This window comes from Aeromonas sp. Y311-2 (assembly GCF_027706025.1).
GTDB classification, from domain to species: Bacteria; Pseudomonadota; Gammaproteobacteria; order Enterobacterales; family Aeromonadaceae; genus Aeromonas; species Aeromonas veronii.
The window spans coordinates 94321-116633 of the sequence record NZ_JAPDCL010000004.1 but is presented as its reverse complement, the minus strand read 5'-3'; the positions used below and the strand labels follow the sequence as shown (position 1 = coordinate 116633).

Below are 22313 nucleotides of genomic sequence, written 5' to 3'. Positions count from 1 at the left end.
AATGGCTTATGCGTCGTGCTCATCACTTATCCCCTCTCTGGCTCGCCCTGCTGGCCGCCCCTCTGTTCACCCCACAGGCGATGGCCGCCCCCGAGGTTCACCTCTATGTGGATGGTCAACCGGTCGCGACCCCGATCGCGCTGGACAAGGGCACGGTGGAGCTGACCCACACCCTTGCCAAGGGGAGCCACCAGATCCGCATCAGCGACGCAGACAACAGTTGCGGTACCAGCTTTGGCCCGAGCGAGAGCAAGCCGCTCCCCTTCGGCACCGCCCAGCCCATGGACAAATGCAGCAAGGATCAGAGCTTTACCCTGCGGGTGATGCTGGCCGGGGAGTATCAGTTCACCTTCAACCCGGATACCCCCAGCCTCAAGGTGCTGCGGGCGACCAAGAAGAGCGAGTTCAAGCGCCAGCCACCAGAAGAGCCCTGCATCAGCTGGGATGGCGACCCGGTCACTGTGTCGCTCAAAGGGGTCTGGCCCGACGGCACCCGACTGAGGGATGCCTACTCAAAACAGGAGGCGGTGGTCAAACAGGGCAAGCTGACCCTGACCCCGAGCAAAGAGAGCGGTGGCCTGCTGCTGCTCGAACCGGTCAAGGCGGCCAAGCCAGCACCGTTCAGCTGGGATCAGGCGAGCGTCTATTTCCTGCTGACCGATCGCTTCCACAACGGCGACCCCGCCAACGACCACAGCTTCGGCCGCCAGAAGGATGGTCAGGATGAGGTAGCCACCTGGCACGGCGGTGACTTCAAGGGGCTGACCGAGAAGCTCGACTACATCAAGAGCCTCGGCATGAACGCCATCTGGATCACCCCCATGGTGGAGCAGGTGCACGGCTTTATCGGCGGTGGCGAGCAGGGCAACTTCCCCTTCTACGCCTACCACGGCTACTGGGCGCTCGACTTCACCAAGATTGACCCCAACTACGGCGATGAAGAGAGCCTGAAAACCCTGGTGGACGAGGCCCACAAGCGCGGCATGCGGATCATCCTCGACGTGGTGATGAACCACGCCGGTTACGCTACCCTCGCCGACTTGCAAGATCTGGGGCTCACCGAGCTAACTCAGAACAGCAGCAAACTGCCGACCGTCTGGAACCAGTGGCGCCCGAGCGGCGGTCTCAACTGGCATGGCTACAACCAGTTCATCGACTATCAATCACCCGCGTGGAACAAGTGGTGGAGTGGTGACTGGGTGCGCGCCGGTCTGCCCGGCTACCCGCAGCCCGGCACCGACGATGTCACCGGCTCGGTGGCGGGGCTGCCGGACTTTCTCACCGAATCGACCAAACCGGTAGGGCTGCCGCCGTTGCTGGCGGCGAAAAAAGATACCCTCGCCAAGGCGCTACCCGACGCTACCGTGAGCGACTACCTGATCGCCTGGCACACCGACTGGGTGCGCCGCTTTGGCATCGACGGCTTCCGCGCCGACACCGTCAAGCATCTGGAGCCCGAGGTGTGGGCCAAGCTCAAACAGGCGGGCACCGCTGCGCTCAAGGAGTGGAAGACTGCGAACCCGGGCAAGGCCCTCGACGATCTGCCCTTCTACATGGTGGGCGAGGTGTGGGATCACGGGGTAGCCAAGGATTTCTGGTATCAGAACGGTTTCGATTCCCTGATCAACTTCGACTATCAGCGCGAGTTCGCACTGTCACAGGCCCAGTGCATGGCCAGCGCCGAGCCCACCTATGCCAGCTACGCCAGCCGTATCAATCAGGATCCCGAGTTCAACGTGTTGAGCTACATCAGCTCCCACGACACCAAGCTGTTCTTTGGCGACTATCAGGATGTGCCGCTACAGCGCCGGGTCGCCAACAGCTTTATGCTGCTGCCGGGCGGCATCCAGCTCTACTATGGCGACGAGTCCGGCCGGGGGCTGGCCAAAGATGGCGGGGTGTTCGATCAGGCGTTGCGCTCGGACATGAACTGGCAGGAGCTGGCCAGCGGTGACAAGGCTGAGCTGGTCAAGCACTGGCAGCAACTGGGCCAGTTCCGCGCCGCCCATCCGGCCATTGCGGCAGGCAGCCACCAGAAACTCTCGGATGCCCCCTACGCCTTCGTGCGGGAGAAGGGGGATGACAAGGTAGTGGTGGTCTTTGCCGGTCGGCAGAAGTAACTCTTGGGCCATATATACCAGCAACAGAGAGGGGAGCCACTGGCTCCCCTCTCTCGTTTATCTATCTGCCAAGGCTCACTGTGACAGGCGCGCCGCCACCGGCCACTGCAACCGCGCCTTGAGCAGGGTCGCCTGCCACAGAGGCCAAGAAAGCAGCGCCTGCTGATAGGCTCCGGCCTGACCGGGCAACAGGATGCCGTAGCTGGCCAGCCGATAGGCCATCACCGCATAGAAGGCATCGACAATGCCCGCCTCGCCAAAGTAGAAGGGGCCCCGCGTCTGCGACCAGATCTCCTGCAAACGGGCCAGCTCACCGACCGCCTCCACCGGGGGATCGATACGGGTTGGCGCCCCAAGAAAGAAGGGGAGCAGAGAACGGATCTGCCGAAATCCCGCGTGCAACTCGGCGCAGAGGCTGCGAGCCAGTGCCCGCTCGGCCAGCGAAACAGGATAGAGCTGGCGGTCGGGACAGAGCTCGTGAACATATTCGGCGATGGCCAGCGAGTCGTGAACCCGCACGCCATCGTGTTCGAGCCAGGGCACCAGACCGGCCGGTGCCAGCCGCTTGAGCCGCGCCAGCGACTTGGCATCCTCCAGATCGAACACCTGCTCCTGCCACGTCAGCCCGCTCATGGCGAGCACTAGTGCCGCCCGCATCGCCCAGGTGGAGCCGGTGCTCACCGCCAATACCAAGGATCCCATCTGTTGCCTCCTGCATGAGTTGCCTGCGACCGGCCTGTCTGCCCTTGATGGCAAAACATCCGATGGTCGCTTCACATTTGCGCACCGGCGGGTTTGACCCTCTTGGTGAGCGATGCTAGTTTGATTTTTCAAAACAATCAGTTAGCAACAATGTGAGCCATTAACCGAAATATGGACAGCCAATTTACCATCGTCATCGCAGATGACCACCCCCTGTTTCGGGGCGCCCTTTACCAAGCGGTGCACATGGCCATCAACGACGCTCAATTGCTGGAAGCGGACTCCATCGACAGCCTGACCAACCTGCTCGGCGAGCACCCCGAAGTTGACCTGTTGCTGCTCGATCTCAAGATGCCGGGGGCCAATGGCTTCGAGGGGCTGGCCCACCTGCGCGGCCAGTATCCCGACCTGCCCATCGTGGTGGTCTCCGCCTCGGAAGATGCGGCCATCATCCAGCAGGTGTTGCGGCTCGGAGCGCTCGGCTTCATTCCCAAGTCGGTGCCGATGAAGGAGCTGGTCAATGCCCTCAATACGGTGATCGGGGGGGATAACTGGGTGCCGGAAGGCATCTCGCTCCATCCCGAATCGGAAGATGGCCCCGATTTCGCCAGCAAGCTGGCCAGCCTCACCCCCCAGCAGTACAAGGTGCTGATCATGCTGCGCGATGGCAGCCTCAACAAACAGATCGCCTGGGAGCTCAACGTCTCCGAGGCCACCATCAAGGCCCATATCACCGCCATCTTCAGAAAACTTGGGGTCAAGAACCGCACTCAGGCGGTCATCGCCCTGCAACAGCTCGATATCAAGGAGAACTGACCCCCGCGCGCAGTGACACGCGGGAGACGACATAGCCAGCCATGCTGGCTATTTGTTGCTCGACAATTAGCACGATCGTACTTTATGCTGCCAGCGCCAACGAGGAGAGAGTGATGAGCAAGGGGCGCCTGACCCGGGAAAACATTTTGCAGACCGCCTTTGAGCAGGCGAGCCAGCAAGGGCTGGAGAGCCTGACCATCGGCTCGCTGGCCAGCGCCTGCGAGATGTCGAAAAGCGGCCTGTTTGCCCACTTTCAATCCCGCGACAATCTGCAGATCGCCGTGCTGGAGTACGCCGCCGAGGTGTTTCGGCTACGGGTGATCCAGCCGGTACGCCAGCAGGAGCACCAGAGCCAGCACGACAAGCTGATCGCCCTGCTGCGCGCCTGGCAGGCCTGGAACCACTGCTTTGCCGGACGCTGCATGTTTCTCGACGCCTGGACCTCGGCGCAGGATGGCCATGAGCAAAAGAGCCAGGTGCAGCAAGCCGCCCGGCAACTGGTGCGCTTCTGGCTCGACTATCTGGCACGTCAGGTGGTGCAGGGGCAGGCCGCTGGTGAGTGGCGACGGGAGATGGATCCCTGGCGCGCCGTTTATCGCCTCTATGGCCTCTATCTGGCGGATCAGGTGTTCAACGATCTCGAACTGTGTCAGGATCCGGCCCGCCACTTCTGGCCCGAGGTGGACGCTCTGCTGAGCAGCTGGCGCTGATGTTTTGGCATCCGTTCAACACTAATTTTTAAAAACCAACAAAAAAGCACGACCGTTCGCACATAAAAACCACAGGATGACCATGAGCAGCAAGATCTACTTCAACACCCGCCGCTTCAGCCCGAGCAAATGGCTGCTGGGGATCGGCACCCGGTTACACCACAGACTCGCCCCCACCCATGCCAAGCGCACCGCCAGCAAGTTACTGCTCACCCCCCAGCGCAACCAGCGGGGTGGCCACGAACCTGCCGGTCTGGTGAAGCAGGCCGTCCATACCAGCGAAGGGGTATTGATGAGCTATCGGCTCGGTCAGGGGCCGCTGTGGCTGCTGATGCACGGCTGGTCAGGCAGCGCTAGCCAGTTCTATCCGCTGATGAGCCATATCGCCGCGCAGGGTTTCACCGCCATTGCCTACGATCATCCGGCCCACGGCCAGAGTGCAGGCAACACAGGCCACCTGCCCCGCTTCGTACGCGCCTTCGACGAGCTAGCGACCAAGCTGGCCAACGAAGTAGGTCAGCTGCACGGGGTCATCGCCCATAGCATGGGGGGCACCGTCACCCTCTCCAGCCGTCAGCCGGGTATCGATACCCTGCCGCTGCTGTTGATTTCGCCGGTGCTCGACTATGTGCCCCAGCTCTACGGCATGGTGGCGCGCTCCGGCTACTCCATCCGGTTGTTCGATGCGGTGGTCAAGGAGATTGAGCAAGAGTACCAGCACCCCTTGAGCACGGTCGATCCGCTGGGTCGCCTCGCCAGTCGCAGCGGCGCGGCGATGATAGTGCACGACGAGGAGGACAGGTTTGCCCCGCACGGCGATTCCTTGCGGGCCAGTCAGGATGGTCATACCCGGCTGGTGAGCACCCGGGGACTGGGCCACGGTCGCATCCTCGCCAGCGCCCCGGTATTCGCCGCCTTCGATCAGCTGGCTCGACCGGAAAATCCTCACCGCGCCCTTTGACATGGGGCCATGAAAAAACGGGCGAGCGCCCGTTTTTATATTTGATACAGCGCCTTATAGTTAACTTGTCAGTGGGAACATTCTTGTCAGAACACGATAAGGCGCCAGCATATGGCCAGACCCAATACAGCGTTGTTGCTCACCGGTGGCGGTGCTCGCGCCGCCTATCAGGTCGGTGCCCTCAAGGCGATTGCGGAGCTCTACCCGCGCAATCTCGGCATCCCTTTTCCCATCCTGTGTGGCACCTCGGCGGGGGCCATCAATGTCACCGCGCTCGCCTGCTACGCCTCCTGCTTCCATCTGGGGGTGCGCAAGCTGGAGTGGGTCTGGCGCCGTTTCGAGACCCACCACATCTTCGATTTTCACCCGGGGCGCCTGCTGTGGCGGCTGATGTACGAGGGGTCGGCGGGGCTGATCAATCCCCATACCAACCACGCCTTTCACCTCTTTGACAACGCGCCGCTGCACCGCCTGCTGGATCAACTCATCGACTATCACCGCATTGATGACAACATCCTCTACGGCAGTCTGGAGGCGCTGGCCATCACGGCGTCGGATTACGATGACGGCCTCTCCACCACCTTCTTTCAAGGGCGGGCCGACCACCATCCTTGGGAGCGAGCCAGACGGCGTGGGGTGCGCACCGTGCTTACATCTGAGCATCTGCTCGCCTCATCGGCTCTCCCCTTCGTCTTTCCAGCCACCCGGATCGGCGAGAAGTTCTACGGCGACGGATCCATCCACCAGCTGAGCCCGCTCAGCCCCGCCATCCATCTGGGGGCGGAGCGGATCCTGCTGATCACGCTAGATCCGCCTGAGCACTCGGCGCCGACCCATCACCACGGCCATCTCACCAGCTCCAATATCGCCAGCCATCTGCTCGATACCGTCTTTACCGATACTCTCAACTCCGATCTGGAGCGGCTGTGGCGCATCAACCAGACTCTGGATCTTATCCCTGAGCGGGAGCGCAATCGCCTCAAGCTGAAGCGGGTGGAGACCTGCGTGCTGAAACCGAGTCAGGATCTCGACACCATCGCACTGGCCTACCTGCGCAAACTGCCGCTAAAGTTGCGCCGCCTGTTGCGGGTGCTGGGCGTGAAGGGGGATGAGACCAGCAGTCTGGCGAGCTTTCTGATGTTCTATCCGGGTTATTGCCAACAGCTGATCAAGCTGGGCTATCAGGACACTCTGAGGGAGCGGGAGAGAGTCGTCGCCTTCCTCGATATCGAAGGGCTACCAAAAGAGCGGGAGTAAAGGGGGCGGCCGATGAGTGCGAGGGGACTCAGCGCCCCTCCAGCAAACGCTGCTCCGCCTGCTCCATCGCCACCACGGTACCAAACAGGATCAGCCGATCACCGGCCGCCAGCACCAGCTCGGGTCTGGGTTCCAGACTCTGATCCCCGCGCTGCACCTCCTTGATCCGCACCTCATCAAGCGGCAACTCGCGCACTTCACGGCCTACCGCCCACGCCTGATCGTGCAGCAAAAGCGGATGGAGGCGTTCGAGCAGCTGATCTGCCTCCAGATTACTGGCACTCTGATCCCCCCAGTAGAAGCCTGCAGGAAGCGATACTGGCTGCTGCGCTCCAGCTCCATCCGGCGGATCACCCGACCGATGGGGATATCGCAGTTGAGCAGCAGGTGGGAGACCAGCATCAGGGCCCCCTCTTGGGATTCGGGGATCACCTCAAACGCCCCCGCCTGCTTGTACTGCTCCAGAAAACTGTCATCCCGGGTACGTACCAGCACCTTGAGATCCCCCGCCAGTTCGCGGATCAGTGCCAGCATCGCCTCCACCCGCTTGCAATCATCGAAGGTGATGATCACCAGCCGCGCCCGCAGCAATCCGGCGGCCAGCAGAATATCGCGGCGGCTGGCATCGCCGAAGGCCACCTGCTCCCCCGCCAGCTTGGCCTCGCTCACCCGCTCGGGGTCGAGGTCTAGGGCCAGAAAGGGGATCTCCTCGATCTTGAGAAAGCGGGCACAGGTCTGCCCCGCCCGGCCAAAGCCGGCGATGATGACATGCTGGTTTTTGCTCAGGCCCGACTGTGCCACCTCGGAGCGAGTCAGCAGCGCCGGATCGGTGAGGCTGCGGGCCAGCGAATGGGCCTGGGTCACCAGCCAGGGGGTCATGGCGATGGAGATGATGCCGATGCCGATCAGCAGGGAGACCAGTTGCTGATCCAGCAAGCCGTGGTGGAGCGCCAGCGCCAGCAGCACGAAGCCAAACTCTCCCACCTGACTGAGCATGATGCCGGCGGCCATGCTGTCGCGCTTGCGCTCCCCCATCAGCCGCCCGGCCAGCAGCACCAGAAGAGATTTGCACAGCACCAGCAGCACAACGCAGATCAGTACCTGCCACCAAGCCCGCGCCACCAGCTCCCACTCCATGGCCATGCCGATGGTGATAAAGAAGAGCCCCATCAGCACGTCGCGAAAGGGCTTGATGTCCACCTCCAGCTGATGACGGTAGTGGGACTCCCCCAGCATCATCCCCGCCAGAAACGCCCCCAGCGCCATCGACAGCCCCAGTGAATGGGTCATGTAGGCAGCCAGCAGCGCCACCAGCAGGGCACTCAGCACGAACAACTCGTCGGAGCGGGCTCGCGCCACCTCGTGAAACAGCAGCGGCAGCAACCACTTGCCCACCGCAAGCAGAGTGAAGAGAGCAAACAGCCCCTTGAGGGTGGCCCAGGCGATCTCGGCGGCCAGGGCGCTCCCCTGCACTTCCGGCTGGGCGAGGATAGGGATCATCACCAGCAGGGGCACCACCGCCAGATCCTGAAACAGCAGCACGCTCACCCCCAGCTGGGCGCGGCGGGTATGGAGCTGCTTCTGCTCGCCGAGCTGCTTGATCACCACCGCCGTCGAGGAGAGTGCCAACGTTCCCGCCACCACCAGCGACTGCGCCAGACCCAGCCCCCACCACCAGCCGATGGCGAAAAAGAGCTGTGACGTGAGCAGCACCTGCAACATCCCGACCCCCAGCACCAACCGGCGCATCGCCAGCAATTTTGGCAGGGAGAACTCCAGCCCCAGCGAGAACATCAGAAAGACGATCCCCAGCTCGGCAATGGTCTGCATGATCGACTGGCCGGTGATCACCGCCAGCCCGTGGGGCCCGAGCAAGACGCCGGCAATCAGATAGGCAAGGATCACCGGCAAGCCGAGGCGCCGGAAAGTTGCCACCAGCAGAACGGCGGCGAACAGCAGGATCAACAGGTCGGTGTACAAATTTCCCTCTCCTTTTATCGACTTAAGCTTAGTCAGCCGATCTGGCGGGCAGGAAAGATATATTGGGCATGCCAATTGCAGGGAGGAGACAGTAGTCAGGTGTTACAGGTGGAAGACCATGGAAAATACGTCGTCACTTAATGGCTTTAGCCATGGCATCGAGCAGTGGGTTCGCCAGATGGAGCGGCTCACGCCGTTGCCCAGCGTTGAACGCAACCAGTTGCTCGAGCAGTTGTTGGGGCAGAGCGATCTCGGCGGTCTGCTGACAACTTTTGCCGATCGTGCGGCAAGAATTGTCAGGATCCACGGTCTCTACCTCGATTGTGGCCAGCCCCATGTGCTGATCCAGCACCCGCCGCTGGCCACCCTCAACCTGCACAACTATCCGTTCGAACTGCGCGGTCAGCATGGCCAGCTGCTCGGCCAGCTCCACTACGAGCTGGAACATCCGCTGAGCGGCAGCCAGCAACGGGTACTGATGCAATACCATCAGCTGCTCTGCCTGCTGCTGCCCCTCTATCTGCGACTGGAAAAACTGGATCAGCTGGTCCGGCTCGATCACCTGACCGGCCTTGGCAACCGCTCCTACTTTGACGAAGCCATTGGCCGCGCCATCGAGCAGCACAGCCGCGAGCCCCATGGTTTGGTGCTGGTGCTGCTGGATCTCGATCGCTTCAAGCAGATCAATGATACCTGGGGCCATCCGGTGGGGGATCTGGTGCTGAGCCGCTTCGCCCAGCTGCTCAAGGGGTGCATCCGCAGTACGGATCAAGCCTTCCGGCTCGGGGGAGATGAATTTGCCCTGCTGCTGCAACCGGCCGAACCCGAGGCGTGGCGCCCGGTCTGGCTGCGACTGCAGCATATGTTGATGACCAATAAGGAGCTCAGCACCTTCTCGGTCGGATGCAGCCTTGGCGCCGCCAGCTGGCAATCCGGGGTCGATGTGCCGAGCCTCTACGAGGCGGCCGACAGTCACCTCTACGCCCGCAAAAAAGCAGGCAAGGCCAGCTCTAACGAATAATCCCGAACTCTTCTTTGCTCCGGCACATGCGCGCCATGTGACCGGAGCTTCTTTTTTTGGGGCTAATCCTCCCTCACACCGAGATCACCTCATGCAAGATCCTGCTCGGGCAGGATTGGGGCGGCACCGTTTCCCTGCCAGTGACAGACCAGCCCGGCACTCTGTGCCATAAAACCGTCGCAGACAAAGAGCCCCACCACCGCCGCCACCTGCTCGCCATAGTAGAGGATGGGAATGCGTCCCCGTTGCCACGAGGGAACACCATACTCTTGCAGCAGCTTCTTCATCCGCCGACTGCCGCTTCGCCCCACCGGTTTGAGGGGGATCCCGGGCGCTACCTGAAAACGCACCGAGAGCGGCTCGTCCGCTCGGGGGGCACGCAGCAGCCCCTCGCCGTGCTCCGCCATGCGTACCACCAGCTCACCCAGCCCGTCCGGCAGGGTCAGCGGCTCACCCACTGTCAGCGGCAACAGCTGATGGCAGGGTTGCAAGTCCGGGCTCACCAGATAGAGCCGCTCCTGAAAACGGCGGCAGCTCTGGCGCCCCCAGTTGAGCCGGGGATTGGCATCGCCGCGCGCCAGCGCTACCTCCTGCCACAGTCGGGCAAGCTGTTCACGGGATGGCATCTCCCCCCCCTGACGGCGGATCCAGTAGCGCAGCAGGTTGTTGCGCCGGGTGGGTGAAAGGGCGTGCAGCGGGCCGATATGGAGCGCCTCCCCCTCGCCCGCCAGCTGCCAGTCGCTCTCGGCCAGCTCATCCAGCAGCGCCTCCTGCTCGGCGCACAGGGCCATGCTGCGCGCCGCGGTCTGGGCCATGGCGGGCCAGCGCGCCTTGAGCTGGGGGATAAGCATCTGGCGCAAAAAGTTGCGGTCATAACTCACGTCCAGATTGCTCTCATCCTCTACCCAGCCAAAGGGGAGGCTCGCCGCCGCCTCGGCCAGCTCGGCGCGACTCATATCGAGCAGCGGCCGCAGCAACAGGCCGCCGGCAAAGGGCTGGCTTGGCAGGATCCCCGCCAGCCCGCGCAGACCGGCACCACGTTTGAGGGCCAGCAGCAGGGTCTCCAACTGATCATCCTGATGGTGGGCGGTGAGCAGCCACTCCCCCTCCGTCATGTGCTCCATCAGCTGCTGGTAGCGCGCCGTGCGCGCCTGCGCCTCCAGACTCTCGCCATTGCCGCGGGCCAGAGTCACCCGCTCCACCAGCAGTTCCACCGCCAATTGCTGACACACGGCTTCACAATGAGCGACCCACTCATCGGCATGGGGACTGAGGCCGTGGTGCACGTGCAGGGCGCGAAGCGGCAGGCTGTGCTCGCGGGCATACTGCGCCGCCAGTACCAGCAGCAGAGTGGAGTCGAGGCCGCCACTGAAGGCCACCAGCAGACCGGTGGAACCTTCCGGCGCTGGCATAGTCAGACAAAAGCGAGAATAAAGATGAGAAATCATAGGCTTCCCCAAAACGGACCGGCCGATCTTAGCAGAGTCGGGCTTATCAAGCTGCAACCCTGCTGCTAGAGTGAGGCTCGCCCGCCCTCTCCACCAGGCTGGCCGCAAGGCGGTCGCACAACCGGTTGGAGCAAGGAAGATGGGCAGGGAAGCAAACAATCCGAATTGGAATCAAACAAGATGAACAATAAGAAAAGCTTACTGGCCGGCCTGATTGGACTGGCCCTGCTGGCTGGCTGCAGTCAGGCACCGCAAGACACCCCCAAACACTCCGGGCTGGCGCTGGCCAATATGGACACCCAGGTCAAACCCGGCGATGACTTCTTCCGCTACGTCAATGGCAAGTGGCTCGCCACCGCCAAGATCCCCGACGATCGCCCCGCCGATGGCGCCTTCTACATGCTGCGGGACAAATCCCTCGCCGATGTGCGGGTGCTGGTCGAGGGGCTGGCCAAGCAGGAGGCCGCCACCGGCACGCCGACCCAGCAGATCCGCGATCTCTACGCCAGCTATCTGGATCAGGCAGGCCGTGACGCCAAGGGGCTCACCCCGCTGGCACCGGCGCTGGCCGATATCGACCGGATCGGTGATCAGGCCGCGCTGGCCCGCGCCTTTGCCCAAAGTGGCCGCATGGGCGGCGGCGCGCCGTTTGGCATCTGGATCGACGCCGATGCCAAGTCCCCCGACCGCTATGCGGTCTACCTCTATCAAGGTGGACTGGGGCTGCCGGATCGGGACTACTACCTCAAGCAGGATACCGAGAGTCAGGCCCTGCGCCAGAAGTACCAGCAGCATATCGCCGCCATGCTGAACCGCCTCGGGGAATCTGACCCGAGCGGCAAGGCCAAACGGATTCTGGCCCTCGAAACCCGGCTCGCCACCATCCAGTGGGACAACGTCGCTCTGCGGGATCGGGAGAAGAACTACAACAAGCGCCCCGCCAGCGAACTGGCACGGCTCGCCCCCCACCTCGACTGGCAGGCTTATCTCAATGCCGCGGACATCGCTGGCCAGCCGGATCTCATCATCGGCCAACCGACCTATCTGAGCGCGCTGGATCAGGTGATGGCCCAGACTCCCATCGCCGACTGGCAGGCCTACCTCAAGTGGCAACTGCTGACCGACTACGCCCCCTATCTCGACAACGAGACCGACCGGGCCAACTTCGCCTTCTACGGCACCACATTGAGCGGCACGCCCAAGCAGCGCGCCAGCTGGGAGCGGGCGCTCGGGGTGCTGAACGATCATCTGGGTGAAGCGGTCGGCCAGCTCTATGTGGCCCGCTACTTCCCGCCAGCGGCCAAGGAGCGGATGGAGCAGCTGGTGGAGAACCTGCGCACCGCCTACGGCCAGAGCATCAAGGAGCTCGACTGGATGTCGCCCGAGACCAAGGCGCAAGCCCTCGAGAAGCTGGCCAAGTTCCGCCCCAAGATCGGCTACCCCGACAAGTGGAAGGATTACAGCGCCATCACCATCAAGCCGGATGATCTGGTGGGCAACCTGCAACGCTCGCAAGCCTTTGAATACGCAGACAGTCTGGCGCGCCTCGGCAAACCGGTCGACCGGGACGAGTGGCACATGTCGCCGCAAACGGTGAACGCCTACTACAACCCGAGCAACAACGAGATCGTCTTCCCGGCGGCCATCTTGCAGCCCCCCTTCTTCGACATGACGGCGGATGATGCGGTCAACTACGGCGCCATCGGCGGGGTCATTGGTCACGAGATGGGCCACGGTTTTGATGATCAGGGGGCCAAATCCGACGGCGACGGCATGATGCGCGACTGGTGGACGCCGCAAGATCTCAAGGAGTTCCGCTTCCGCACCAGCCGTCTGGTGGCCCAGTACAACCGCTTCGAGCCCATCAACGGTCAGTTCGTCAACGGCCAGTTCACCCTGGGGGAGAACATCGGCGATCTGGGTGGTCTCACCATCGCCCACAAGGCCTATGAGCTGTCACTGGATGGCAAGGAGGCGCCGGTGCTGGATGGCTTCACCGGCGAACAGCGCTTCTTCCTCGGCTGGGCGCAGGTGTGGAAGGGGATGTATCGCCCCGAGCTGATGCAGATGCTGCTGCGCTCCGACCCCCACTCGCCGCCCGAGTACCGGGTCAACGGCGTGGTGCCGAACATTCCCGCCTTCTACGAGGCATTCAACATCCAGCCGGGGGACAAGCTCTATCTGCCGCCCCAGAAGCGGGTGAAGATCTGGTAGCAACATCACGGCGGGCTCCCCGGGAGCCCGCACTCAATAGACAGCAAGAGGTTGCAAGATGAACAGAGCATTGATGATGGCAGGGCTGCTGACCCTGCCGCTGGCGGCACAAGCCGAAGAGGGATTTAGCAAGCAGCTGACCCTCCCCTCCGGGCAGGTGATCCGGGTAGCGCAGGGGGCCGGTGAGCCCGCCTCCATCGGCAGCTATGACGTGCGGCTCTATTCGGGTCAGAACGCCCAATTTCCACTGGATGAGTTTCAGGATGGCAAGGTGATGGCCCGTAACGGCTTTATCCGGGAGCTGAAACTGGTCGATTTGAATGGCGACAAGCAGCCCGAGCTGGTGGTCATCATCGAGAGCGCTGGCAGCGGCAGCTATCAGGATGCCGATGCCTACACCGTCAGTCCGCAAGGGGAGCTGGAGATCTTCAATCAGGTCAAGGAGCTGGAGCCCAAAGAGGATGTGGTCAAGGCGCTCAAAAGCCCACAAGACTAAGCCATCTCCCCGAATCTGAAATATAAAAAGCCCTGATGATCAGGGCTTTGTTGTTTCTGCTGTTGGCGTAACCAGCTCAGAGGCGGGTCGCCCGGATGGAGACCTGCGGCAGCGCCATCTCGTGCTGGGCCGCTACCAGTTGCAGCTCGTAAGCCCCCGCCAGCCAGGTGCGAGCCAGCACGGCATCAACGCTGGCGTTGGTAAGCTCGAACGCCGCTACCGGGGTACAACCGGCCAGCAGATTGGCCAGCATGGTGGCGCTCAGCAGATCCCCCACCCCGATGGGATGGCGAGCAAAAGGGTAGAGCGGGCGGGAGAGGTGAAAGGTCCCCTCATCGCACACCAGCAGCATCTCGAAGCGGTCCATGGCAAAACCGGCCTTGCCCAGATGCTTGACCATCACCAGCTTGACCCCTTGCGCGCGCAGCTGCTGGCACGCCTCGATGGCCTCCGGCACATTGCGGATATCGCGGCCGGTGAGCTGTTCCAGCTCCAGCAGATTGGGGGCCAACATATCGGCGCAGGCCAGTGCCCGATGTTTCAGAAAATCGGCGACGCCGGGTGCCACTATGCACCCCTTGTCGGGGTGGCCCATCACGGGGTCACAAAAGTAGAGGGCGGCCGGATTGAGCGCCTTGAGCCGGGCCACAGCCGCCAGGATCTCCTCCCCCTGTTCGGCAGAACCGAGGTAGCCGCTCAGCAGCGCATCGCACTCGGCCAGCACACCGATCTCCGCCAGGCCGTTTACCAGCTGACGGATATGGCCGCCGGGCATCACCATCCCCTGCCAGCCTTCGCGGTATTGGGTGTGGTTGGAGAACTGCACCGTGTTCATCGGCCACACCTCGATCCCGAGGCGACGCATGGGAAAAACGGCGGCGCTGTTGCCGGCACAGCCAAAGACTACGTGGGATTGAATGGAGAGCACTCGCTTCATGATTGGCGACTCACGCAATAAGAACAGGAATTCCGGAGGGAAAAACGGGCCTTGCGGCCCGTTGTTGTCACTTTCGACTGTTGTCACTGTCGATTAACGCAGCACCTTGACGGTGTAGCTGCCATCGGCCTGACGATAGAGGCCGTGGATGTCGGTCTCAAAACCCGGGTAGTGGGCACCGATCTCGCACAGCATCTCGAGGAACTCGAGCACCGGCAGAGAATCCTGGGTCACCATCTCGCCCGGCAGTACCAGCGGTACTCCCGGCGGGTACGGCAGGATCATGTTGGCGCTGATGCGGTCAACCATGTCACGCAACGGCACCTCTTCCAGATTGCCCGCCAGCTCTTGCTGCCATGCAGCATGCGGGGTCATCTTCATCTCCGGCAGCACGTCGAACGCCTTGAACATCAGCTCCGGCAGACGGTATTTGCAGGTCAGATCGTGGATGCTCTGGGCCAGCTCCTGAATGCGCATCCCTTCGTAGAAGCTCGGATCTTCACGATAGAGGCTCGGCAGGATGTTCTTGATGGTCAGGTTCAGGTCGTAGCCACGCTTGAACTCGGTCAGGGCGCGCAGCAGCTGCATCGCCTTGGACTGATCGATACCGATGGAGAAGAGGAACAGCATGTTGTAAGGGCCGGTCTTCTCGACCACGATGCCGCGCTCGTCCAGGAACTTGGAGACCAGTGAAGCAGGAATGCCCTTCTCCAGCAGCTTGCCATCACGACCCATACCCGGGGTCAGCAGGGTGACCTTGATCGGATCCAGGTACATGTGGTTGTCATCGATGTCCTTGAAGCCGTGCCAGTCATCTTTCGGATCAAGCTTCCAGCACTCGACGGTGTCGATGTTGTCCGGCTGCCATACGTCGAAGAACCAGCCTTCGCTCTGATCACGCAGACGCTTGATCTCTTTGCGGAAGGAGATGGCGCGATCGATGGAGTCCTTGATCAGACGCTTGCCGGTGTTGCCACGCATCATGGCGGCAGAGATCTCGGTCGATGCCACGATGCCGTACTGCGGCGAGGTGGAGGTGTGCATCATGAAGGCTTCGTTGAAGGTCTCTTCCTCCACGTCACCCTTGATGTGGATCATCGAGGCCTGGGAGAAGGCCGCCAGCAGCTTGTGGGTGGACTGGGTTTCATAGAACACCTTGCCCGGCATCGCTTCGCCGCTCATGCCGCACTTGCCTTCATAGATCGGGCTGAAGTTGGTGTAAGGCACCCAGGCACTGTCGAAGTGGATGTAAGGGGTATCCAGACTCTCCTTGATGAAGCCGGTGTTGTAGAGCAGGCCATCATAGGTGGAGTTGGTGACGACGGCGTAACGGGGAGCCTGGGCACCCGGTGTCGCGGCAACCTTGGCAGCGATGGTGTCGCGGCTGAATTCGCTCTGCGGGATACCACCCAGAATGCCGTAGGCGTTGCGGGTCGGACGGAAGTAGATCGGCGTCACGTCGTTCATCATCATCAGGTGAGTGAGCGACTTGTGGCAGTTGCGGTCAACCAGCACAGTGCTGCCAGCCGGTGCGGAGAACATGCCGACGATCTTGTTGGCAGTGGAGGTGCCGTTGGTAACGATATAGGAACGATCGGCGTTGAAGGTACGGGCGATGTACTCTTCGGCTTCCTTGTGCGGACCTGAGTGATCCAGCAGGGAACCCAGCTCCGGCATGGAGATGGAAACGTCAGCCTTGAACGCGTTCGGGCCGTAGAAGTCATAGAAGATGCTGCCGGCCGGGCTCATCTGGAAGGCGGTACCGCCCATGTGACCCGGAGTACAGAAGGTGTATTTACCCTCTTCCACGTACTTGAACAGCGCCTTGGTAAACGGCGGCAGGATGGCGTCCTGATACTCCTGGGTGGCCTGGCCCATCTTGAGGGCGATGTCGTCAGCCATGCCGAGACGGTACTCGAAGAAGTGGACGTTCAGACGCAGGTCGGTCAGGTGAATATCCAGGGTGGACTGGTCGTTGGCGAAGGCGAAGATCGGCAGCTTCTCGTTGCGATCGTGGATCTCCTTGCACAGGCCCAAAGAGTATTTGTCCCAGTCGAAGATGGCGCCGCAAACGCGGGGGTTCTTCTCGATCAGTTTCAGCAGGTCAGCGACGTCGACCGGATAAACAACCTCGAAACCCTTGCGCTCGAGGGAGGCTTGCAGCTGGCGAATGGGTTCTTCTTTAAAGAAAACGCCGAGGTGGTTGAGGATGGCAATGATATTCATCGTAATGCTCCACACGTAAAGGGGCGCTCTCCATCAGGGATGGTGAGTGAAGAGCGCTCGGAAGATAAAAGGGGGAATTAGTTGCTGGGTTGTTCGTTCAGCAGGGCGTCGTGCTGACGCAGACCCTGTTTTTTGGCGTAGAACATCAGGATGATGAGCGACACCACGAAGGTAGCGGTAAGGTTGGAACCCTTGGCCCCCATCAGGGCCACCAGACAGAAGACACAGGCAACACCGGAGAAGATCATCGCGCCGATGCTGCGGGAGGTCATGCCCTCGAAGCGGATCAGGTTAATGCTGGAGTAGAAGTAGGGCAGCATGGTCAGCAGCACCGCATCTGTGGTCAGCACGTTGAAGAGATCGGCAGCGTGAGCGGACTGGGAGGTGAAGGCGGTCAGGCCAACCATCAAGGCAGTCATCTTGAGGGAGCCCAGGATCAGACCCTTCTTGGCCACACCGTTCTTGTCCACTTCGCCGTAGATTTTCGGGAAGTTGCCGTCGTTAGCGGCACGCTTGCCCGCTTCGCCCACCAGCATCATCCAGGAACCGAGCGAGGTGAAGCAGGCCAGGGCGGTGAAGGCAGAAACGAATGGCGCAGACCAGCTACCGAAGATGGCGGAAGAGGCCATGGCAAACGGGGCGCCGGAGGCAGCCACTTCACCGGCCGGGAACATGCCGCTGATCACCTGGGTAGAGAGGATGTAGATAACACCGGCAATACCGGTACCCAGCATGGTAGCGAGCGGTACGGTACGCTTGGGGTTCTTTACCATGCCGGAAGAGACGGCGGCAGATTCAACACCGACGAAGGACCAGAGGCAGATCAGCACGGCGCTGATGACCGCATGCAGGTCGCTGCCGCTGGTGGTGTTCCAGTTCTGGCTATAGACAGTGGCATCAAAATGACCCCAGCCCATCACCGCTGTACCGACAACTGGCAGCAGGATCAGCACCAGACCCAGAGTACAGAGTCGGCTCACCCAGCTACCGCCAAGCAGGTTGACGAAGGTGAAGATCCAGACGGCAGCGATGGTGGCTGCGGCGGCCGGAATTGGGCTATTGAGAATGGGGAAGAAGACCGAGAGGTAGGAGACGCCGGTAATGGCGATGGCCAGGTTACCGATCCAGTTGGCGTGGTAATAAAGCACACCGGTCTGGAAACCGAACACCGGAGAGATCTCGCCAGCGTAAGCAATGGGGCCACCCTCTTGCGGGTTCTTGGTAGCAAGGCGGGCGAAGACAAAGGCGAGGCCCATGGCGCCTACCAGACAGATTGCCCAGCTAAAGACAGAGATGGAGCCGATGGTGGCCAGTGCCGAAGGCAGCAGCGCGATGCCACTCCCCATCATGTTGCCGGCCACCACACCTGTACAGGCGATAAGGCCAATCTTCTTGCTCGTATCTAGGGACATAAGATCTCCGGTTCTATAAAAGGTCGGGTCGTCACATACACATTTGGCGGAACGCCCCGCCAAAGAATGGGCACAGACTAGGCCTCTCATCCCCGGAAAACATAAAGACCAGCTAACGGATAAAAATATGAGGCAACTTTTTTCGCCGCTTCACCACTTTTTATAAAAATCATTTAAAAACAGAACCTTGACGTCATATCGCACCACCATCTTGATAAAACCTTGATATCAGACAGCCCCGTTCTTGTCCCTTGATAACCCCCTTATCTCGCCGCCTTGATATTTTTGGCCAGATAAACCCGGGATAAAGCAGCTCCCAATGCACCCCCTCCCCTTGTAACCATCCGAACGCCCAGCTGACCATCACCCTGAGTGGCCGCTCACCTCCTGCTTGACCCTCCGCTCGGCTCATCACAATCCAAACTCAGAGGTAAAGCGCAACGGCGATAACCGGTAAGCAATGAGAAATGGGTCGTGACGGACAGCTTATCCCGCCGCCAACAATGAGCAGATGTCACAAGCTGCGCGCGGCGCAAAGCCGGGCAAACTCGAGTGCCGCGAATGCTGCGTGCAAGACAAAGGCAAATGGGGATAGTGGGGAGCGGCGGGGGATAAATCGGGCCACACCAGAGCGACCATCCCCGGTGGCAAACAAGCAGGATTGAGACAAGCAGAAACAGCACAGGCCGCCCAAAGGCAGCCTGTGGATGGGGTCGGCAACCGCACCGACCGGGGGAAAACCAACACTGCGGTGTTAGAAGAGCTTCACCTTGCTCTGGCCCAGCGCATTGAACAGAGCCGGGGTGAGGCTCTCCATATTGCTGTAGAAACCGAGCTGCTGGCAGAGCAGATAGGTCTGCTCGGTCGCCTCCATCAGGAAAGCCTGACTGTAGGCATCCCCCGCCGCCTCGGGGCGACCGTCCAGCTCCGCCAGCTTGCCCTGCAGTATGTAGTAGAGCACCGAGCGGCCGCGACTCGCCGCCTTCTCCAGCAGATAGTTGGCCTGCTGTTGCTGGCCGTTGAGGATCGCCTGCAGGGTCAACGCCTCCCACACCCGGGCTGGCAGGGCGCCGCTGTTTTGCACCACGCTGGCGAGATGGGTGCCAATCCCCTGCAGTCGCTCGCTCTCGGATTTGCCCGCAAGGGTGGCCAGCGCCTCGCCCGCCAGATAGCGCTCCGCCAACAGCAGCGGCTGATCCGGATGGGCAATCAGCGCCTGCTCCAGCAGATCGATGCCGCGCTTGAGGGCGACCGGATCCCGGCTGTTGATGTAGTACTGCGCCTCCATCATCGCCATCAGGGAGGCATCATCGGTCGGCCAGCCCATCCCCGGCTCGGCATCGGGTTGGTCGAGGGCGCGCAGCAGATCCTGGCTGCTGGCCTGCAACACACCGTGCACACTGTGGCGACTGAGCTGGTACTGATGGCTGAACAGCACCCGGTTGGTATTGATATTGCGATACTCCAGATCGAGATAGGTGCCACGGGGCTGGCGGGTGACCCGCACACTCAGCTCCTTGCCGGGCATGATACCCCCCATCAGAGTGGTGGCGCCGTACTGCACCCGCAGCGGCGTGGCCACGGCCACCTCCCCCATCAAGGCTCGGGTAATGCCATCAGCGAGGCGCACGTTCTCGTTGTTGTCATCCATGCCGGAGTGGAAGCGGAACACCAGCAGATTGGGATCCAGCATGGCATGCACCTGGGGGCTGGTGTGCTGGTAGCTGAGCATGCTGACAATGGCGATCAGCACGATGGCCACGAAGATATCGAAACTCACCATCTTCCAGCGGCTGCGGGCATCCTTGGCATGGGTGGAGATGGCGCGGGTCAGGGGCCCGGCGGGAAAAGGGGCGACATTGGGCTGTGCATCATCATCCTGCTCAGCCGCGGGCGGGCTCAGATCGGAGAGAGTCGGGTTGTCTGAGAGAGTGGTATTGACCGCAGGAGATGGCTGCTCGTCCGCCATCACTACGGAAACCACCTGCAGCGGCCTTACCGGTGCCACCAGCTTGTAGCCGCGCTTGGGTACGGTGACGATATAGTCGGTCGCATCGGTGCGACCATCTTTGAGGATCTTGCGCAGTTCGAAGATGGACTGGGTCACAACCTGATCGGTCACCTCGGCGCCATCCCACACCTCGTTGATCAGGGCATCGCGGCCAAACACAGTGCCGGCATTATGGGCCAGAAACCGCAACAGGTTGACCAGTCTGGGTTCGAGGTAGACCTCGCGGTCGGGGCGACACAACATGTTGTCGTCAACGCTCAGGGTCCAGTCGTGGATCTCAAAAACCGATTCGCTCATGATTCACTCGCTGCAGATGGTGACAATGCACGATGAGAGAGACGCAAAACCCGGGCTGACTGAACGGAACAAGGCGCTATCACCAGAGGTGACAGATAAAAAGAGAACCGAAGCAATCACATCTCTGAGAGTCAGTCTGGCCAGGCCATCCTGTTTACGTCTGAAGGGCATCCTTGCGGGCATTCCGACCACCGGGATCGGAAGGGATCACTTTAAGCAAAACGGGAGCTGGATCCCACTTTTTTTGGCTATAAATCGCCGTTGAGTTGATCCGACACCGCACTTTTCGGCAAATAGCGTGCCAACTAGTATTCATATGAACATCCCATATGCCGGAATCAAAAAGCCCTGAACATCAGGGCTTTCTCATTTCTTCGACCATCGGGGAGACGTTACTTCGCTACCGGAAGCGCATCCTGCTGACGACTGCGGCGCAGATGACGCCGCCACAACGAGAAGCCGCCGTAGCCAAGACTCAGCACCACCGCATAGAGCACCTGAGTGGCGAGCGCCACCAGCACCAGAGCGCAGAGCAGCACGCTTATCCCCGCCAGCCCCTTGCCCACCCCGCCGAGCAGACGCCAGCCCGCCGCCATGCAGAGCAGGTAGACCAGCACGAAGTTGCCGTTGGCGTAGCGGATCAGCTCATCGAGCGGCAGTCGCAGCCAGATGATGAGGGTGATACAGAGCAGGCAGATGGCGAGCACCAGACCGAGCGCCCGCAGCGGCGCGCCGCGCGCGGTGAGCACAGCCAGCGAGGCGGGCAGCTTGCCTTCCCGCGCCATGCTCCAGATCAGCCGGGCAAAGCCCTGAATGTAGATATTGATGCTGGCAAAGCAGGAGAGGTAGCCGAGCACCGCCACCAGCCACTTGGCGGTGGGGCCGAACAGCAGCGCCAGCAGGGAGGGGATGGCGGTGGCGTTTTTCGCCTCATCGCCGTAGAGGCCATATTTGAGCACCACCAGCGAGTGGATCCAGTAGATAAGCCCCGCCAGCAGCACCCCGCCGAGCAGGGCGATGGGGTAGTCCCGCTCCGGCCGCTTGAACTCCTCCCCCATGTGGGCGAAGGCTTCCAGCCCGACGAAACACCAGAACATCACCGCCAGCGCGGTAGCCATAGGGGGCCACTCATCCGCGCTCGGTAGCGGCCGGGCCGCATCGCGCCAGCTCACCTCCCCCTTGAACCAGATCAGCAGGGTGAGCCCCAGAATAGCCAGAGCTATCAACAGCTGCAGGTTGCCGGAGGAGCGCGCCCCGCGCAGCCCCAGCAGAAAGACCCCGAGCAGGGTCAGCAACTGGATGGCCCAGAGGGTCCACTCCCCCATATCGAACAGGGCGTGCCAGAAACCGGCGGCAATCATCAGGGCGGCAGGCAGGCCCACCGGCAGCACCGCCAGAAACAGGAAGGCGGAGAAGCGCTCGGCACCGTTGCCAAAAGCGAGGCCAATCAGGTGCGGCGCGCCGCCCGCATGGGGATAGCGACGGCCGAGGCGAGCGAAGGTAAAGGCGATGGGCAGCACCAGCGCAATCAGCAACAACCAGGCCCAGAGCGAGGCCCCACCCGCCAGCGAGGCGGCGGTCGCCGGTACCACGAAGATCCCGGTGCCGAGCAGCGAGGTGGCGAGCAGCCCCATTCCCTGCCAGAGCCCGAGATCCTTTTTCAACCCAGACATATCCTTTTGTCCCGACTAGAAAAACATCCCGC

General features: G+C 61.6%; 15 protein-coding genes and 1 pseudogene. 8 read left to right on the top strand and 8 right to left on the bottom strand.

Going from position 1 to position 22313, the window contains the following annotated elements:
* Positions 1-8: 8 nt before the first annotated feature.
* Positions 9-2120 carry an alpha-amylase gene (locus OKC42_RS05715; RefSeq protein WP_151286705.1) on the top strand — a complete coding sequence of 704 codons (2112 nt, stop codon included), beginning with the start codon at positions 9-11 and terminating at the stop codon, positions 2118-2120.
* Between the two features lie 75 nt (positions 2121-2195).
* Here OKC42_RS05715 and OKC42_RS05710 read toward each other — a convergent pair whose 3' ends face one another.
* Complete coding sequence (locus tag OKC42_RS05710; RefSeq protein ID WP_151286706.1) at positions 2196-2822, bottom strand: glutathione S-transferase; 627 nt, start codon at positions 2820-2822, stop codon at positions 2196-2198.
* Between the two features lie 171 nt (positions 2823-2993).
* Between OKC42_RS05710 and OKC42_RS05705 the strand changes: the two genes are divergently transcribed.
* The 4 genes from OKC42_RS05705 to OKC42_RS05690 all read left to right on the top strand — a co-directional run bounded on the left by OKC42_RS05705 (position 2994) and on the right by OKC42_RS05690 (position 6566).
* Positions 2994-3638 carry a response regulator gene (locus OKC42_RS05705; RefSeq protein WP_100654298.1) on the top strand — a complete coding sequence of 215 codons (645 nt, stop codon included), beginning with the start codon at positions 2994-2996 and terminating at the stop codon, positions 3636-3638.
* Positions 3639-3751: 113 nt separating this feature from the next.
* Positions 3752-4348 carry a TetR/AcrR family transcriptional regulator gene (locus tag OKC42_RS05700; protein WP_005347838.1) on the top strand — a complete coding sequence of 199 codons (597 nt, stop codon included), beginning with the start codon at positions 3752-3754 and terminating at the stop codon, positions 4346-4348.
* Positions 4349-4430: 82 nt separating this feature from the next.
* The gene (locus tag OKC42_RS05695; RefSeq protein WP_270819205.1) at positions 4431-5309 is read left to right on the top strand and encodes an alpha/beta hydrolase; all 879 of its coding nucleotides are present in this window, start codon (positions 4431-4433) and stop codon (positions 5307-5309) included.
* A 111-nt stretch (positions 5310-5420) separates the two neighbouring features.
* A complete protein-coding gene (locus OKC42_RS05690) occupies positions 5421-6566 on the top strand; it encodes a patatin-like phospholipase family protein (RefSeq protein ID WP_124929983.1) in 1146 nt (381 codons plus the stop codon).
* 28 nt (positions 6567-6594) lie between these two features.
* Here the strand turns inward: OKC42_RS05690 and OKC42_RS05685 are convergent.
* Positions 6595-8546, bottom strand: a pseudogene (locus OKC42_RS05685) (cation:proton antiporter domain-containing protein).
* Between the two features lie 118 nt (positions 8547-8664).
* Here OKC42_RS05685 and OKC42_RS05680 point away from each other — a divergent pair.
* A complete protein-coding gene (locus OKC42_RS05680; protein ID WP_108611918.1) occupies positions 8665-9567 on the top strand; it encodes a GGDEF domain-containing protein in 903 nt (300 codons plus the stop codon).
* Between the two features lie 89 nt (positions 9568-9656).
* Here OKC42_RS05680 and tilS read toward each other — a convergent pair whose 3' ends face one another.
* Positions 9657-11015 carry a tRNA lysidine(34) synthetase TilS gene (tilS, locus tag OKC42_RS05675; RefSeq protein ID WP_270819204.1) on the bottom strand — a complete coding sequence of 453 codons (1359 nt, stop codon included), beginning with the start codon at positions 11013-11015 and terminating at the stop codon, positions 9657-9659.
* Between the two features lie 180 nt (positions 11016-11195).
* Between tilS and OKC42_RS05670 the strand changes: the two genes are divergently transcribed.
* Both OKC42_RS05670 and OKC42_RS05665 read left to right on the top strand, forming a co-directional pair.
* Entirely contained in the window at positions 11196-13229 is a 2034-nt protein-coding gene (locus OKC42_RS05670) for a M13 family metallopeptidase (protein WP_270819203.1), read from the top strand.
* A gap of 58 nt (positions 13230-13287) precedes the next feature.
* Entirely contained in the window at positions 13288-13725 is a 438-nt protein-coding gene (locus OKC42_RS05665; protein ID WP_040066645.1) for a PliI family lysozyme inhibitor of I-type lysozyme, read from the top strand.
* Between the two features lie 76 nt (positions 13726-13801).
* On the opposite strand, the gene pdxY is transcribed toward OKC42_RS05665, so the two are convergent.
* The 5 genes from pdxY to yjeH all read right to left on the bottom strand — a co-directional run bounded on the left by pdxY (position 13802) and on the right by yjeH (position 22281).
* Positions 13802-14662: a pyridoxal kinase PdxY gene (gene pdxY, locus OKC42_RS05660; RefSeq protein ID WP_058056739.1), complete on the bottom strand. Its 861-nt coding sequence runs from the start codon at positions 14660-14662 to the stop codon at positions 13802-13804.
* A gap of 93 nt (positions 14663-14755) precedes the next feature.
* Entirely contained in the window at positions 14756-16888 is a 2133-nt protein-coding gene (locus OKC42_RS05655) for a lysine decarboxylase CadA (protein ID WP_139443216.1), read from the bottom strand.
* Between the two features lie 77 nt (positions 16889-16965).
* A complete protein-coding gene (gene cadB, locus OKC42_RS05650) occupies positions 16966-18300 on the bottom strand; it encodes a cadaverine/lysine antiporter (RefSeq protein ID WP_005347861.1) in 1335 nt (444 codons plus the stop codon).
* Between the two features lie 754 nt (positions 18301-19054).
* Positions 19055-20608: a lysine decarboxylation/transport transcriptional activator CadC gene (gene cadC, locus OKC42_RS05645; RefSeq protein ID WP_151286707.1), complete on the bottom strand. Its 1554-nt coding sequence runs from the start codon at positions 20606-20608 to the stop codon at positions 19055-19057.
* Between the two features lie 392 nt (positions 20609-21000).
* On the bottom strand, positions 21001-22281 hold the full coding sequence (gene yjeH, locus OKC42_RS05640; protein ID WP_151286708.1) for an L-methionine/branched-chain amino acid transporter: 1281 nt from the start codon (positions 22279-22281) through the stop codon (positions 21001-21003).
* Positions 22282-22313 lie beyond the last annotated feature (32 nt).